The 17,261-nt window shown below is 41.2% G+C and carries 13 protein-coding genes; 6 read left to right on the forward strand and 7 right to left on the reverse strand.

Annotation, left to right across the window (positions count from 1 at the left end):
- Window positions 1-94: 94 nt before the first annotated feature.
- Together IPJ09_03470 and ffh are read right to left on the reverse strand one after the other, a co-directional pair.
- Window positions 95-2,908, reverse strand: coding sequence for an insulinase family protein (locus tag IPJ09_03470; GenBank protein MBK7370493.1), 2,814 nt, complete (start codon window positions 2,906-2,908; stop codon window positions 95-97).
- A gap of 159 nt (window positions 2,909-3,067) precedes the next feature.
- On the reverse strand, window positions 3,068-4,411 hold the full coding sequence (ffh, locus tag IPJ09_03475; GenBank protein MBK7370494.1) for a signal recognition particle protein: 1,344 nt from the start codon (window positions 4,409-4,411) through the stop codon (window positions 3,068-3,070).
- A gap of 196 nt (window positions 4,412-4,607) precedes the next feature.
- On the opposite strand from ffh, the gene IPJ09_03480 reads away from it, so the two are divergent.
- Window positions 4,608-5,393 (forward strand): hypothetical protein, encoded by a 786-nt coding sequence (locus IPJ09_03480; protein ID MBK7370495.1) that lies wholly within the window; start codon window positions 4,608-4,610, stop codon window positions 5,391-5,393.
- A gap of 37 nt (window positions 5,394-5,430) precedes the next feature.
- Window positions 5,431-7,122 carry a Zn-dependent hydrolase gene (locus tag IPJ09_03485; GenBank protein ID MBK7370496.1) on the forward strand — a complete coding sequence of 564 codons (1,692 nt, stop codon included), beginning with the start codon at window positions 5,431-5,433 and terminating at the stop codon, window positions 7,120-7,122.
- A gap of 222 nt (window positions 7,123-7,344) precedes the next feature.
- Here IPJ09_03485 and IPJ09_03490 read toward each other — a convergent pair whose 3' ends face one another.
- Both IPJ09_03490 and IPJ09_03495 read right to left on the reverse strand, forming a co-directional pair.
- Complete coding sequence (locus IPJ09_03490; GenBank protein ID MBK7370497.1) at window positions 7,345-9,597, reverse strand: xanthine dehydrogenase family protein molybdopterin-binding subunit; 2,253 nt, start codon at window positions 9,595-9,597, stop codon at window positions 7,345-7,347.
- Window positions 9,525-9,995 (reverse strand): (2Fe-2S)-binding protein, encoded by a 471-nt coding sequence (locus IPJ09_03495; protein ID MBK7370498.1) that lies wholly within the window; start codon window positions 9,993-9,995, stop codon window positions 9,525-9,527. The genes IPJ09_03490 and IPJ09_03495 overlap by 73 nt, the downstream gene beginning before the upstream one ends.
- A gap of 96 nt (window positions 9,996-10,091) precedes the next feature.
- Here IPJ09_03495 and IPJ09_03500 point away from each other — a divergent pair, with 96 nt between their 5' ends.
- Entirely contained in the window at window positions 10,092-11,135 is a 1,044-nt protein-coding gene (locus IPJ09_03500) for a PA0069 family radical SAM protein (protein ID MBK7370499.1), read from the forward strand.
- Between the two features lie 4 nt (window positions 11,136-11,139).
- On the opposite strand, the gene lysA is transcribed toward IPJ09_03500, so the two are convergent.
- Together lysA and IPJ09_03510 are read right to left on the reverse strand one after the other, a co-directional pair.
- Entirely contained in the window at window positions 11,140-12,339 is a 1,200-nt protein-coding gene (lysA, locus tag IPJ09_03505) for a diaminopimelate decarboxylase (GenBank protein MBK7370500.1), read from the reverse strand.
- 105 nt (window positions 12,340-12,444) lie between these two features.
- Window positions 12,445-12,930, reverse strand: a complete 486-nt coding sequence (locus tag IPJ09_03510) for a hypothetical protein (GenBank protein MBK7370501.1) — start codon at window positions 12,928-12,930, stop codon at window positions 12,445-12,447.
- Window positions 12,931-13,005: 75 nt separating this feature from the next.
- On the opposite strand from IPJ09_03510, the gene IPJ09_03515 reads away from it, so the two are divergent.
- Window positions 13,006-13,992, forward strand: coding sequence for an acyl transferase (locus IPJ09_03515; protein ID MBK7370502.1), 987 nt, complete (start codon window positions 13,006-13,008; stop codon window positions 13,990-13,992).
- An 11-nt stretch (window positions 13,993-14,003) separates the two neighbouring features.
- Here the strand turns inward: IPJ09_03515 and IPJ09_03520 are convergent, their stop codons facing one another.
- Complete coding sequence (locus IPJ09_03520; protein MBK7370503.1) at window positions 14,004-15,410, reverse strand: N-acetylmuramoyl-L-alanine amidase; 1,407 nt, start codon at window positions 15,408-15,410, stop codon at window positions 14,004-14,006.
- A gap of 133 nt (window positions 15,411-15,543) precedes the next feature.
- Here IPJ09_03520 and IPJ09_03525 point away from each other — a divergent pair, with 133 nt between their 5' ends.
- Together IPJ09_03525 and ccsA are read left to right on the forward strand one after the other, a co-directional pair.
- Complete coding sequence (locus IPJ09_03525; protein MBK7370504.1) at window positions 15,544-16,197, forward strand: heme exporter protein CcmB; 654 nt, start codon at window positions 15,544-15,546, stop codon at window positions 16,195-16,197.
- Window positions 16,185-17,246, forward strand: coding sequence for a cytochrome c biogenesis protein CcsA (gene ccsA / locus IPJ09_03530; protein ID MBK7370505.1), 1,062 nt, complete (start codon window positions 16,185-16,187; stop codon window positions 17,244-17,246). The genes IPJ09_03525 and ccsA overlap by 13 nt, the downstream gene beginning before the upstream one ends.
- Window positions 17,247-17,261: the final 15 nt, after the last annotated feature.

Here is a 17,261-nt window from a genome sequence, read left to right on the forward strand (position 1 = left end):
ATATTGTACGAATGCAGGAATTTATTATTTGGAGTAAAAAAAAAAGATCCGAAGTGTGAGCTTCGGATCTTTTAAATGATAATATTTTACTGGATTAGTTGCTTTTTTTGTCAGGCTGCATCGTGATGGTGATTTTGTTGCTTTCATTAAGATATTTGGCTAGATCAGCTTTTATAGCATCCGCATTGAGCGTTTTGATTTTTTGCTCCAAATTCTCCAGCAGGATATTGTTAGGATTAATTTTGTATTGATAGGCGTTTTGTGTTTGACCCATCCAAAATCTATTTTCTTTGAGCTGTTTGATTCGTGTTTGGCGTTGAGTTTCAGTGACTTTTTGGAGGTCTTTGTCATCAATACCCGTGGATCTTGCAGTATTGAGTACCTCCTGCGTAGCCTGGATCAATTCTTCGGTCCGTGGAGGGTCGCAGTTAAAAGAAATATTCATGGTGTAAGTCGGAATAGGTTCTAATTGAGCGCCACCATTGACACTTACTCCATATACACCACCTTTGTCTTCACGAAGTGCTTCTCTGAGCTTGATGCGTAGCAGATCAATCATTGAAGTCAGTTGATATCTGTTCTGATCATCCCAATCAAAGGCACCATGGTAAGTAATGTCCACATAGGATTTAGGAGCTTCTCCCCGGGTTAGGCTTTTAGTCACGACTCCTGTTGGCTTACGAACGCCAAGGTCTTTCCACATTTCTTTACGACCATTGCTCGGTAGATTTCCTAAATATTCGCGGGCAAACATTTTGATTTCATTTTCGTCAAAATTTCCAACGAAAGTAAAGGTAAAGTCACCAGCATCCGCAAACCGGTCCTTATAGATCTCGTAAGCACGATCAAAATTAAGCTTGTCAAAATCTTCCATGGAGGGCACCATTTTCTCCCGGGGGTGGTTTTGTGTTTTAATGCGATTAGACTCGATAATAAAATAATATTGAGGGTTGGCTTCAAGGTTCTTTACAAAGCCTTTTTGCTTTTCCACAAAGGATTGGTATGCATCGAGATCCTTCCTTGGTTCTGTAAAATATAAATAGATCAATTGGAACATAAGCTCCAAATCCTGCGGGGAGGCAGATCCGTTCAAACCTTCGTAGGTATTGGTGATATAAGGAGCCACTCTGACGATTTTGCCAGTCAATCTTTTCTGTAATTGCACCTCATCTAACTTGCCGAGCCCTGCATTGCTGACCAGGTCTGAAGCAAAGCTGGCATTGATCTCGTCTGCATCACTGTATTGAGATCCACCACCCGGACTAAAAGCACTCATCAGGATTTCATCATTTTTATAATCAGTCTTTTTTAAGACGACTGTCACTCCATTTTTCAGTTTGATTTCTTTTGTACCCAGTTGGTCATTGGCCTTTTCGCTGACGATGTCTGTAGCGACCAAATCCTGGCTAATCAATGCTTCATTGCTTACTTTATCTTCGTAAGCAGGGATATCCATCGTTTTTACGCCAGCCACCAGTTTGTTGATCTCTTCATTGGAAGGGTAGGTGAGGCCATCCTTTTCAGGGCCGGAGATGGTGATCACACGACCTTTATCTACGATCCATTTTTTAGGCAAGAGGTTGATTTCAAAAAGATCGACTGTAGGCATTAATTTTCGTGCCAGATCAAGCTCTTGTTCAGGGCTCATGATAAATTCTTGCTCAAGAAAATTTGCCACCAAACTACTGGCAATATTGCCTGATTCAGTTTTGTCCTTTTCTTTGACAGCGGATTCTAATTGTCGCATCAACTCTTCTTTTTGACGCTCAAATTCTGATGTTGTAAATCCATGTCTTGCAGCACGTTCGTTTTCGATCAATATGGCTTCGAGTGCATGGAGTGCTCCGCCTTCATTGGTGACGGCAAAACTGGAATAAGCATTGAGGTTGGCCAAAAAATCTCCGTATCCCGAATTGGCAAAATTAAATGGAGGATTGGGTTTTTGGCTGAGTTCGCTGATTCGGGCACCTATCATCGAATTGTAGAGATTGACCAGCAGGCCGTTGCGATAATCCTGGACAGTGGCAGGTGTTTTTTTAGTAAATTTATTAATGACTTGGATTTGAGTATAGGGTGCTTCTTTGTCCGTAGCGACCAACACTTTGGTGTCTTCGTGCAAGGGTACTTCATATTTTGTGCGAGCTCTTGCAGAAGCAGGAGATGATGGAATTTTGGAAAACCTTGTTTTTAATTCCATCTCCATTTTGTCCAGGTCCAGATCGCCCACCGCTATGATCGCCATCAGTTCTGGGCGATACCAGTCCTTGTAAAATCTTTTTACTGCATCATAACTGACTGTTTCGATGATTTCAGGTTTGCCAATAGGCAGTCGGTCAGCATAATGTGATCCATACAAATATAAGGGTAGTGTCTTTTGGCTGATTCGTTGAAAAGGGCTAAGGCCGGTTCGCCATTCTGATTCGACTACACCTCTTTCTTTATCTATTTCGGTGGGGTCAAAAGCGACGCCACTGGCCCAATCTTCCATCACAAGCAGTCCTTTCATTAATTTTTCTTCTTCATCTGACCTGGCCTGCAACATATACACAGTCTCATCAAAACTTGTATAAGCATTAAGATCAGCACCAAATCGGGTGCCTACAGATTCAAGATAGTCGACCAATTCTTGTTTTTTGAAATGGGTACTACCATTAAATGCCATATGTTCTACAAAATGGGCTACGCCCAGCTGATCATTGTCTTCTAATATCGATCCGGCTTTGACCGCGAGCCTGAGCTCAACTCTTTCTTCAGGCTTAGCGTTTTGTTTTATATAGTATAACATACCATTAGGCAATACGCCTGTTCGCACTGTAGCATCTACGGACACCTTGGAGGCCATGTCAAGTCCTACACCGGAACTAGTCGCGTTTGTAGGTGTAGGATTAGTTGGATTAGCCTGCACCATAGATAGGTGGGTTAGTCGCAGCAGGTGTTGAAGTAACTTTAGTTCCTGTCTTAGTACCACAAGCATAGAAGGTAAAGAGGCCAAGCACTAAAGCTCTGGTGATAAATTTCATAGGTATAGATTTTTTATTGATTAGTTTAATTAAAGAAAACAGGAATATTAATTCATGCCGCGCATATTCTGCATTTGTTTCATCATATTGCCCATGCCTTTGCCTGATGTCATTTGTTGCATCATGGTCTTCATTTGGTCAAATTGTTTAATGAAAGCAGTTATTTCCATTGTGGATTGGCCACACCCTTTGCCTATTCGGATTTTTCGATTCATATTCAAAATTTCGGGATTGGCACGTTCCTGTGGAGTCATTGATTGGATGATGGATTCTACTTTTTTAAATGCATTGTCATTGATATCCACATCTTTCAAAGCTTTACCGACACCAGGCATCATAGAAACAAGGTTTTTGAGGTCACCCATTTTTTTGATTTGATTTATTTGTTGTAGAAAATCATTGAAATCAAATTTGTTTTTTCTGATTTTCTTCTCGAGGACTTTAGCTTCTTTTTCATCAAACTGTTCCTGCGCTTTTTCGACAAGGGAAACGATATCACCCATGCCAAGAATGCGCTGTGCCATTCGATCCGGGTAAAATACATCGAGGGTATCCATTTTTTCACCGGTGGAGACAAACTTGATTGGTTTGCCTACGGTATACTTTATAGACAGGGCAGCACCACCTCGGGTATCGCCGTCCAACTTGGTGAGGACGACCCCATCATAATTAATGGCGTCGTTGAATGCTGCCGCAGTGGTCACAGCGTCCTGACCTATCATCGAATCCACGACAAATAGCGATTCTGTTGGATTGATAGCTACTTTGATGTTTTGTATTTCAGTCATCATCACATCATCGAGGGTGGTACGACCAGCAGTATCCACGATGACGACATCATGTCGGTTTTGTTTTGCAAAAGAGATAGCATGCTGCGCTATTTCGATCGGATTTTTGTTTTCGATTTCTTTAAAGATAGGCACATTGATTTGTTCGCCCAGGGTAGAGAGTTGGTCTATGGCCGCAGGTCTGTATACATCACAAGCCACTAGCAGTGGATTTTTGCCTTTTTTGCTTTTGAGATAATTGGCCAACTTGGCACAGAAAGTGGTCTTGCCACTTCCTTGCAATCCTGCGACCAAAATCACGCCGGGCTCGCCTTTGATATTGATGCCGGCACTTTGCCCTCCCATGAGCTCCGTAAGCTCGTCGTAGACGATTTTGGTCATCAATTCGCCAGGCTTGACGGATTTGAGCACATTTTCTGTGCCCATAGCCTTGTCTTTGACTTTGTCTGTAAACTCCTTGGCTATCTTATAATTTACATCCGCAGCTACCAGCGCCCGGCGGATCTCTTTGATAGCGTCTGCGATATTGAGTTCGGTGAGTTTGTTTTCACCTTTTAGAAATTTGAAAGCGTTATCTAAATTATCGTGAATAGATTCGAACATAATGAAATGAGTGATTTTGAGATTGGAATAATTTGTTGCAAAAATAGTTGAAAAAAGCGGACAAAACCACTCAATCGACAAAAGGAGGAAAGCGGGTAAAATGATAATTGGTCATCAACTTTGAGGTCAAACGCAATTTCTTTTTTTTGTGACAACCCCTGAGCGTGTTATCTTTATGAAAATAAATCATATATAAATGAAAAATATACTCCGTTTAGTTGGTTTTTGTAGCATCATCACATTTATGCATTGCAAAAATGAACCATCAGAGGCAGTTCACACCCCACAACTTTCCAGGTTTGTCGCAGCCAATTCAGATCCTGAAGCTATTATGATAGCTGACGCTGCTATCGAGGCATGTGGAGGCACCGAAGCCTGGAATGCAGTCAAGGGGTTAAAGTGGAATTTTTTCGGCAGAAGGTGGCTTCTCTGGGATAAAGAAAATCAACATGTCAGGATCGACAATACTCAAAATGATACCAAATTATTGCTCGACCTCAAAACAATGAAAGGCAGGGTTTACAAAGACGGGAAAGAATGGACTGAACCCGACACAGTGCAAAAATATACTAATATGGCTTATAAGCAGTGGATCAATGATATGTATTGGCTAGTCGCTCCGCTCAAAATAAAAGATGAAGGTGTCAGGCTGCGCTACCTGGGAGAAGACACTACCCAGACAGGTATAGCATCAGATGTGATAGAGCTAAAATTTGATAGTGTAGGGGTGACGCCTCAGAATATGTATAAACTATGGGTGGGTAAAAACAGCAAACTGGTCGCACAATGGGCCTATTATTCAGATGCCACTGATTCGGTACCTTCAATGATTACGCCTTTTGACAATTACCTTCGGTACGGCAATGTTTTCATATCCGGTGACAGGGGAGGCAAGCGTCAACTTACCGGAATCAAAGTATTTGAAGAATTACCAAAGGAGTGGTTTGAAAATTTTGACGCACTTGATTTTGAACATCTTTAATTTGAACGATAGCTTTAATCACTAATCAATAATCCTTATGAATCGTATTATCCTTATATGCACTTTTGGGCTGGCCATCAGTTTCTTTAGTTGTAAACCAAAAGCCAAAATGGCGCCATCAGTGAGCGTCACCACAGAAGAAATCATGGATAGCCTGGTCACCGAAAGCATCAAAGACCCTATTCAGCTTTCTTTAGAAAAATATGTCAAGGTAGATCTCAAAACCGACTTAAGTAAACTGACAGAAAAGGAAAAACTAATGATTCCGCTGATGATCAAGGCAGCTAAAATCATGGATGATATATTTTGGATGGAAGCCTATGGCGACAAAAGTGCCTTATTGGATTCGATTTCAGATCTGCGGTACAGAGAGTTTGCGGCCATCAATTATGGTCCATGGGATCGACTAGATGGCAACAAACCATTTATGGATGGGGTGATGCCAAAAGCAGCGGGTGCAGGATTTTACCCTAAGGATATCACCAAGGATGAATTTGATATAGCGACTTTAAAGGATAAAAAGGGACTCTATTCTATGGTCACCAGGGATACCAAAGGTAAATTGATGACAGTGCCCTACCATGTTTATTTTAAAGATCAGGTCAAAGAAGCATCTGATCTGGTCAAACAAGCTGCAGCATTGGCCGAAGATGCAGGCCTGAAAAAATATCTATCCTTAAGGGCCGAAGCGCTCTTGACAGATGATTACAAAGCCAGTGACCTGGCATGGATGGATATGAAAGACAATACACTGGACATGGTCATAGGTCCAATAGAAAGTTATGAGGACCAGTTGTATGGCTACCGAGCTTCGCATGAAGCTTTCGTATTAGTAAAAGATCAGGAATGGAGTAAAAGGCTTGCCAAATTTGCAACGATGCTGCCCGGTCTCCAGGAAGGTATACCTGTCGATGCCAAATACAAAAAAGAAAAACCAGGTACAGCCTCTGACTTAAACGCATATGACGCCATCTATTATGCCGGTGATTGCAATTCAGGGAGTAAGACGATTGCAATCAACTTACCTAATGATGAAACCGTTCAGTTAAAAAAAGGGACAAGGCGCCTGCAGTTAAAGAACACCATCGAAGCCAAATTTGAGACTATCCTAAAGCCTATGGCAGACCTATTGATAGCGGCTGATCAGCGAAAAAATATCAATGGAGAGGCTTTTTTCTCCAACGTGATGTTTCATGAAGTCGCCCATGGATTGGGAATAAAAAATACGATCAATGGTAAGGGCACAGTGAGAGAAGCGCTTAAGGAAAATTATGCTGCTCTGGAAGAAGGCAAAGCAGATGTATTAGGACTCTATATGATCCAACAGCTGCATAAGCAAGGGGAGATCACGGGAGATATGCAAGATTATATCGTGACTTTCGTAGCCAGTATCTTTCGATCTATTCGTTTTGGAGCTTCCAGCGCTCATGGCAAAGCCAATCTTTTGAGGTTTAATTATTTTAAAGAACAAGGAGCTATAGTGAGGGGAGCTGACGGTACCTATTCAGTTGACTTCACAAAGTTTGATAACGCGGTAGAAGGTCTGACGAAACTGATATTGCAAATACAGGGAGATGGTGATTATGAAGGTCTTTCCAAACTCATGAGTGAAAAGTGCATTTTGTCCGATGAATTAAAAGCTGATTTGGACCGATTAGCAAAAGCCAATATCCCGGTGGATATTATTTTTAATCAGGGTCTTGAAACGCTAGGGCTTATTGAGCAATAAGCATTTTATAATTTTTATGAATTGGCTTAAGGTTTTATTAAAGTCATCTCAAGTGCATGGCTCAGATGCATTTGCTATTAATTTTACAAGATGAGGTTTGATCAACTTGCTTGAAACCAACAGTAAGTATCAATACCAAGAACATATCCACGCTTTGGTCCCGAAAAGTCGGGACTTTTTTTTGTGTGTAATTGAGATAGCTCTATTTGTTCTACTTACCTATCATCCCGCCAAAACCTCCAGTACCTTATCATTGGTAAATGGCAAGTGTCTTAGGGGTTTTCCAGTTAAGGTCAAAAATGCATTGGCTATTGCTCCTCCCATCAAGGGCAGACTTACCTCACCCAGGCTTGTAGGTGGCAGCGAAGAAGGTATGAGCGCTATCTCAATACTTTCCGGAGCATCGGCCATCCTGAGGATAGGGTAGTCGTGAAAATTAGATTGTTGCACCTTGCCATTTTTAAAAGTTATGCTTTCAAATAAAGTGCTACTGATTCCCATAACGATCCCGCCTTCCATTTGTGCGATGGCATTATTAGGCTGTACGATGACACCGGCGTCTACTGCTGCCCAAACGTGGTGTACTCTGATCTGTCCACTGTCTGGATCCAATGCGATCTCCACTACGCCTGCGGTGTAGGATCCTCCATAATCTGAAAAAGCTAAGCCTTTGGCTCGTCCTTTTGAAATAGGCGCACCCCATTTTGACATGGTGGCCACTTTATCCAGAATGGCTAGGTGTCGGGGCGAATCTTTCATCAATCTGCGACGATACGCATAGGTATCTATTTTTTGATCGTATGCGATTTCACCAATAAATGCCTCCTGGGCAAATTTATTAGGCCCATGGCCTACTGATCGCCAGAAAGCAGTGCGCACGCCATGGTCTGCAAGATGTAGTCTGACCGACTGATCTGGAATCGAATAATAATCCATTTTTACACCCCCGGTTTGAAGTCGCTCATCGGGCCCAGCCACATCGTGTTGCCAGCCTGTGATGTTGCCTTTGTTATCAACCCCTGCTTTGAGTCTCTGCAGGCTGATAGGCCGGAAGGCCCCATATTGAATATCGTCTTCACGACTCCAGATTAATTTGACAGGCAGTTTGACTTGCTTAGCTATAATCGCAGCTTCGGATGAAAAGCCGGATCTTCTGCCAAATCCTCCTCCTAAATAACAGGTATTGAATTTAATCTTGCTCTCATCAATATTCAACACTTTGGCGATGGAATTTCGATCACCATCAGGCATCTGAGTACCCACCCAAGCCTCTGCACTCTGACCATCTCCAGCTACAGACACTACCAGGTTAAGTGGTTCCATTTGAGCATGACATAAATAATCTGTAAAATAGTCACCGCTATATACTTTGGAAGCAGATTTAATAACCTTGGCTGCATCACCTGATTCCAACACTACCTTTATTTTATCACTGGAGTTAGCTGTCACCATCGCTTGGTATTGACCAAAGCTCTTAGTGCTGTCATAACCTTCTGCCTTAGCGCCTTCGCTCCATTTGATTTGCATGGACTTTTTGGCTTTCAGCGCCTGACCATAGGTCTTGGCCACTACGGCGATGCCATGATCCAATGAGACAATATCTATTAATCCATCGGATTCACGTACCTCCTTTTCATTGAGTAGTTGCGGTTTGGTACCATTGATTGGTGATCTGCTCATAGATGCATACACCATCCCCTCTACCTGGGTATCTATAGCATAAGAAGCACTGCCATTGACTTTGGCAGGAATATCAAACCTTGGCATGACATGGCCTACCAATCTAAAGGTTGCAGGGTCTTTTAAATCTTGCTCTGTAACCGCCGGCAGAGGGTTTGGAATTTTAGCAAATGAGACGATCTCTCCATAACCTATCTTTCTTCCACTGATTTTATGCAAAACTGTACTTGGTTCTGTGATAAGATCGCCAATCGGAACTTGCCATTTTTCTGCAACATTCTGCAATAAAACTTTTCTTGCCTGGGCTCCAGCCAAACGCAAACCATTGTAATATCCTTTGATGGTACGACTGCCTACTGTCATCATAGGCCCTCCTAATTTGCCACCCCACTGCAGCCCATAAATAGCTGGTATCACCGGAGCATTTTCTATACGTACCATGTTCCAGTCTGCATCCAATTCTTCTGCGATGATGGCCGCCAGAGCAGTCATCGATCCCTGGCCCATCTCAGCCGCAGGGTTGAATATCGTGATCATGCCATTCTTGCCAATTTGCACCCAAGCTGTCACTTCCTCTAGTGGTGATTCAGCAGTTGTTTGTGTGCGTTTTTTTAAAAATCCGGGATTGATAGCTCCTGCAGTAATAAAAAATCCAAGTCCACCAGCACTTACGACGAATTGGCGCCGAGTGATTCCAGCAGTTTGGTCGTTATTTTTTTTCATTAATTTCCAGCTTTTGTAGTGACAGAAGAAGCTCTTTCGATAGCTTTGATGATTCTCAGGTAGGTGCCGCATCTGCACAAAACTCCATTCATATGGTTGATGATTTCTTCCCGATTGGGGGTTGGATTGCTTTTGAGTAAGGCTGCTGCTTGCATAATCTGACCAGATTGACAATATCCACATTGGGGTACCTGTTCGTCGATCCAGGCTTGTTGTAATGGATGTAGTTGCTCTACCCCCAATCCTTCAATCGTAGTCACGGATCTGCCGGCTGCCGCAGAGATCGAAGTCATACAGGATCTGACTGGTACTCCGTCCAAATGTACCGTGCAAGCACCACACAAAGATGCCCCGCAACCAAACTTAGTTCCAGTCAACTTTAAAGTATCCCTTAAAATCCACAGTAGGGTAGCATCGGCTTCAGAATCAACCTGTACCGGTTTGCCATTGAGTTTAAAACTAGTTTTCATCCAATATCGATTAGTGATTTAAAAGAAGTCTAAGATACCTTATTATCCAACAAAAATTAGTAGCCATCAGAATAAGTCTATATATTCGACTTAAATATGTCTGAAAAATCAACAAACTATATAAAAGGCAGGGGGGCTCAATTCAATCCAAACAACCCTTTCAATAAATGGATGCAGGATGAACACCTCGTCCTGTCTGGTGAGACCAAGTATATTCCTACCCATGCTAAAACTTTGGTCAATAAAGTAGAAAGTCCGGATATACCCATGCCATACTCCATGAATCCTTACCAGGGCTGCGAACATGGATGTGTTTATTGTTATGCAAGAAATACCCATCCATACTGGGGATACAGTGCTGGCCTGGATTTTGAGCAAAAAATATTGATCAAACACGAGGCTCCAGGCTTATTAAGAAAATTTTTGAATAACAAAAATTATCAATGTCAACCTATCATGCTTTCAGGCAATACGGATTGTTACCAACCAGCTGAGCGGGAATTTAAACTGACACGCCAACTCATCGAACTTTGCCTGGAGTACAAACAGCCTATCAGCATCATTACCAAAAATGCATTAGTAGCCCGCGATATAGATTTGTTAGAAGCATTGGCTGTTCAAGGTCTGGCCCAAGTCTTAATCTCTATCACCACCTTGGATGAAGGTATCAGATCTTTGTTGGAACCCAGGACATCTACTATTAGCAAAAGGCTTCAAACGGTAAGTTTATTGGCTGAGCATAATATCCCTGTATGTGTGATGATGGCTCCGGTGATACCCGGACTTACTCATCATGAGATCATCCCTATGGTCAAAATGTGCAAGGAGCGTGGCGCTCATGATTTTTATTATACAGTACTTAGATTAAATGGGGATGTCGAGGTTATTTTTAATGATTGGATTAAAAAAACTTTTCCTGACAGAGCTGATAAAATCTTAAATCAAACAGCAGCGTGTCATGGTGGTTCTGTGCAGGACAAAAGATTTGGTACCAGAATGAAAGGTGAAGGTGTTTTAGCATTGAATATTAAAAACCAGGTAAAATTGGCTAAAAATAAATATGGTCTGCCTTCAAGGGCTTATGCCGGCTTGGATTGCACCAGGTTCCAACGACCAGGTGCCCAATTATCCCTTTTTTGACAAATTAGAGATTGACTTGCAGCGCGAGGATATCTTCTATAGTCTCTCTGCGCCTGATCAACTGAGTGCTTCCATCGCTTCTAAAATATACTTCTGCCGGTCTCGGGCGAGAGTTATAAGGTGATGACATTGAAAAGCAATAAGCTCCAGCATTTTCAAATTCAAGGATATCGCCTGGTCTGATTTGAGCTATAGATCGGTCTGAAGCAAATGTATCGGTCTCGCAGATATTGCCTACCACATCATAAGTCAATAAAGATCCGGACGGATTACTCAGATTATTAATAGTATGATATGCGCCGTAAAACATGGGCCTGATGAGGTGATTAAAACCACTATCGACTCCTGCAAAAGTAATTCCGCCATTTTCTTTTACGCCGGTGCACGTGACCAAAAACCGACCTGCCTGACTGACAATAAATTTGCCTGGTTCAAAAATCAGGCGAAGTGGTGATCCATAATGGGTACAAAATTTCGAAAATCGCTCACTGACTATTTGGCCTAGCGTTCTAATATTAGTCTCTTTATCTCCGGGATAATAAGACACCTTAAATCCGCTACCCAAATCTATATATTCTAATTTTGGAAATTTTGGGGCTACCTCTAAAAGTACTTCGACAGCCTGCATAAATTGACCGGCCTCCAGGATGTCACTTCCACTATGTATGTGCAAGCCATTGATTTTTAACCCTTTGAGCTCGATCAGATCAAGGAGTGCTGGTACATAATTCATACCAATTCCAAACTTAGCTTTTGCATGGCCTACCGAAGTTTTTTCATAAGCTCCCGCCATGACCGAAGGATTCATGCGGAGGCCCATTGGAGTTTGGGGGCGATTAACCAGCATCCAATCGACCATCTGCATACTGTCTACGGTGAGCTGTATGCCCTGCTCAATGGCGAATATGATTTCTTCCGTTGAAGCAAAAGTGGGGGTAAATCTAATCTTCGAAGGTTCAAATCCAGCTCTGAGGGCGGTGATCATCTCTCCCTGGGACACACAGTCGACTCCAATGCCCTGATGCCTCAATGTATCCAGAACGGCTAAATTGCTGTTAGCTTTCATGGCATAGCAAAATATCAGATCAGGATAAGTAAAACTTGTCTTTAAAGTATCTACCTGATCTATAATCCTTTGTTCATCATATACATAAAGTGGAGTACCAAAAGTGGCAGTTATGTCAATTAATTTTTTTTCCATCATCGGTGAATTGTAAAATGCTCGTATCCGGGTGGCAAATTTAATAAACTATAGCCTGGACCAGGGCATGATTTGGAGGGATGGTTAAAGAAAGTTAGCGAGAAAGTATTATTTGCAATTGATCACCAATGGCGGCAAGGTGACTATATTACTTTGATTGCCTGATCTATCCTTGATGTACAATTGATAGGTCACAGTATCTGTCATAGGTAGACTGGGTACACTACAAGGATCCGCATTGGCATAATAGCAACATACATTAAACAAAGTGGTATGCAAAATGGTAATGGTACCTGCAACACCGTTATTCACTCCTTTTTGTGGAATGACAGGCATGCTATAAGTGATTTCTTTGCCGTCCCGATCGTCGATCATAAAGATATTGGCCATGTTTTGAGGGTCTCCAAGGTCTCCATCTCCATCAGTAAAAGATATCCTGATTAATAAGGAATCATCTCTGACTCTTCCCTGATCTATCACTGTTTTATTGATCCCTTCTATCTCAATCTCCGGGATATCCGAATACTTAGGGGCAACTATGCACGCACCTATCAGGAAGGTAATTAATACTGCTAAAAAGGCTCTGTTTGCCATAAACACTGTAAATATCAGTGATTTTTGATTGATGTGGGGGCTTACTTCTCCATATTTTTTTCCGATCATTGCCTTATGGACTGGGAAAAGGAAAGAATAAATCTGCAAAAAACGATCTTATCCAGCGATTTTGATTTTAATGAAATGGCTTTAAAAATATTTCAGCTTCAGTACAAGTTTAACGCAGTATATCGTATGTATTTGGATAAGTTGCACATTGATCCGAAGTACATTATAGAACCAGATGCCATTCCTTTTCTTCCGATCCAGTTTTTTAAATATCAATTGATCCAGACTGGGACATATCAGCCTGAAAAAGTATTTTATAGCAGTGGGACTACAGGTATACAGAGGAGTTCACATGGTATACGCTCATTATTTTGGTATAAAAAAGTGGCGATGCATTGCTTTGAGTATGCATTTTATCCCAGTACAGTCAACAGTCGGAAGCATTTGGCATTTTTGCCTTCTTATATGGACAATGATGCATCTTCACTCCTTTTTATGATTCAATCATTTATAGATGAAGGTGGAGGTGGATTCTACCACGAAGAAATATCTAAGCTGATAGAGGTATTGACTCAAAACAATTCAGGTGGACAGCCTGTCCTTTGGGGGGTGAGCTATGCTCTGCACCAATGGCCAGCGACTTTGGACCTGGCTGGCAAAGTTCAGATCATTGAAACAGGTGGGATGAAGGGTAGAGGAAAAGAAATGACCCGGTCAGAGTTACATGACCAGATTAAAGCAAATTTTGGTGTTCATGAAGTTTTTTCAGAATATGGGATGACTGAAATGTTGTCTCAGGCGTATGCTTCAAGCAATGGTCATTTCAGATTACCGCCGACACTCAAGGTTATGCCCAGGTCTATAACAGATCCTTTGTCAATGGAAAGTATAGCTCAGATCGCCGCCTTGAATATGATAGACCTCGCCAATCTCGATAGCTGCTGTTTTATTGCAACAGAAGATATAGGTAAAGTTTATTCAAATGGCGATTTTGAAGTAGTAGGCAGGCTGGATAATAGTGATATTAGAGGATGTAATCTGTTGATATCCTGATTTTTACAGTATTATTCTGCTGCGATACCATCATATAGCCATTCAGCGAGGGCCTGTCTGTTTGAAGAATACACGATTCTTTTCTGATCCAGTTGGTTTTGGATATTACCCAACTCCATATAAACAGTAGATGGCAGGGTATTGCGCATGACGAATAAATTACGGCTACTAATAGTTCCGGTATATTCCCTGCCGCTTTGTTCTTTATACTTTTGATCTAGGGTGTTTTGTATGCGTTTAGCTATGGCTGTACTGTTTTGATTTCCTTCCTGGTAATAGAAGTAGACATCTTTGCGCATATCCTCATGCCGGGAATCTATGTGGATGTGTACGGCAATCTGATCTTTCATATCCACACCTTGCTTTCGGTATTTGCGATACAGGTCATTGACAGCATCAGTCGTCTGAGTCAGTCTTAATCTTTGATTGAGCACTAAAGGATAACCGGTGATGCATTTTTCATCATGATCAATCTTGAGATAGGACTCATTTCGAATACCGTCGTTTGGATCTTGTACTATAAGATGCACCGTGGCGCCATGTTCCATAAGCTTGCGCGCCAGTCTTAAAGTGACATCATAGGCATATTCATCTTCGCAGAGGGTCATTTTGCTTCCCTTGTACATAGTGCCTGGATCCGGGCCGCCATGTCCACTGACTAGATAGTAGACTTTATTCTTAAGTTCTTCGCTTACGATTCTGATTTCTTGAAAATCTGGTCCGAATATTGGGACGATCTTTGTTTTGAGAGCGGTGGCATTGGTGGTGGTTTCAGTTGCAATAATTGCTTCATTTTCACGGATGTTAGGCTCTGTTTTTATGTTACCAGTCATATCTTTAACCGGAGCAGAGTTGATTGGTTTAATGTTGGATTCAGAAGATGAAGATGCAATAGTTGCTTTTGTTAGGGTTGATTTTTCCTTGGAAGCAACCAGGGTTGGTTTTGCAAGCCCATTTGGTTTAGACTTTTCGGCGACATCGGGTGAAGAACCCTTCTTACAACCCAATTGATCATAAACGACCCAAACAATTTTATTCTCCGTATAAGGAACTTTTTTTAACTTATTCTGATACAGAGACTTATTATAGTTCATGATTTTTACGGCTGTGGGGCGATCCATATTGGGTATGGAAGTAGTGATGCTTTTGCCATTATATTGATATTTAAGTATGGGCAGATTATAAGTAACCCCAACGAGTATCTTTTCAAGATTCTTAATGCGATTGATCTCCTTGAAGTGATTGATATTGCAGCTATTGGGTTCAATGGCATATTTTCTGAATAGCATAAACAAATTTTCTCCGGATTTAGGTTTGATCTGTACATAGGTGACAGCTGCAAACGAAGTAAATTCTGTTAAGAAAAAAATAAAAATTACTCCTAGCCGGGTAGCAAAGCGGGTATTTGACTGCTTCATGGGATAATGAATTGAATTACAAAATTAAACAAATGTATCTAATTAGTAATATATAAAACAATAAAAGTGCCATGTTTTCTTAAAAATGTATTTGATCAAATTAAATACTGTTAATTTCACACCTTATATTTTCATGATCAGGGATATAGCAACACTTATTGGTAAAGACCTACAAAGCGAATGGAGGAATAAGCAGTCCATTAACGGGATCTTATTATATCTTTTTTCTACTTTATTGGTTTTATATTATTCTTTGGTCAAAGTGGAAAAATTCCTTTGGACAGGCGTGTTTTGGATCTTAATCATATTTATGAGCATCAATGCATTGTCTGCTTCCTTCTCCAGAGAAGTGAAAGGGCGACATTGGTATTATTATACGTTGGCACATCCACTATCATTTTATTTTTCAAAGTTGATCTATAATTCCATCTTGTTGTCCGTTTTGACTGGAATCAGCTTATTAATGTTTCAGATTTTTTTTACTTTGCCTGAGATTGATTGGTCATTACTCGGAATTACTTTATTTGTAAGCATCATCGGTATTTCGGCCATTTTTACATTTATAGCCTTGATATCTAATAAAACCGGAGATCAATCTACGCTGATGTCTATTTTGTCTACACCTCTGATTTTCCCCATTTTGATGTCCGGTAGCAGACTATCTATGGTTTCACTGCACATATTAGCTGATTCAGCTTATCGCACCGACCTCATCACCATCATAGCCATCGACACTCTAGCCATTGCATTGTCCATTATTTTATTCCCTATATTGTGGCGAGATTGAAAGAAAATTGGAAACTTAATGTTTGGTGGAAGTGGTTGGTCATCATTTTCATTCCATATGTCATCCTGATGGGTTTTTTAATTCCATTAGGGCAAGGCATCGTCAAAATATCACCTTATAATATTAAAACGGGCCAATCAACAAGTCTCACCATCGAAGGGTATAACACGCAGTTTGACTCTGGCGATGACATCAAAGCCTGGATCAAGCACGACGACTGGCATCTTCAGGCATCAGCTGTAGAAATCATCAATCAACAAGAAGCTGTGCTTCATTTTGAGGTTCCCCCATTTATTGATAACACGTTGACTAATGTAGACTTAGCGCTTGTGATGGATACCAGGCAAGGTCCGATCGTGCTGCCCTCCGCTGTCAATCTCAATAATGCACCAGCTGAGATGAATGGTGTAATCGCCTGGTCAAAAGACAAGATTTCTGTGAGACCAGAGTCCAACTTTAATTATCCATTCAGGAATATATTGGGTGAAACGATTCGCAATACCTATTTCCATGTACCGTTATGGTTTGCTATGACAGTTTTATTTATGCTTTCAGTGTATTACAGCATCAGACATTTAAGATTTAAGCATCAGGAAGATGATCTTTGGGCTCAATCATTGGTCAGTATCGGTATACTATTTGGCATACTGGGCACTATCACCGGATCTCTATGGGCCAGAAGTACCTGGGGATCGTATTGGAGCTTTGATGTAAAACAAAATATGGCTGCCATATCCTTATTGATCTATGGTGGATATTTTTTATTACGCAATTCAATCAATGATCCTGACTCCAAAAGTAGAGTAGGCAGTATCTATAATATATTTGCCTTTGCTCTCCTGATTCCCCTGATTTTCATTATTCCCAGGAGATTTGACTCTTTACATCCTGGCAACGGAGGCAACCCTGCACTCGGCACCCAAGACCTGGACAATACGATGAGGATGGTATTTTATCCCGCTGTGATCGCTTATATCTTTTTAGGATATTGGTTGAGTCAACTGAGGTATCGTATAATATTGATAAGTAATAAATTATCTGACATTTGATCAAGTAAAACTTTA

It is taken from the genome of Saprospiraceae bacterium, from assembly GCA_016709995.1.
In the GTDB taxonomy this organism is placed as follows: Bacteria; Bacteroidota; Bacteroidia; order Chitinophagales; family Saprospiraceae; genus JADJLQ01.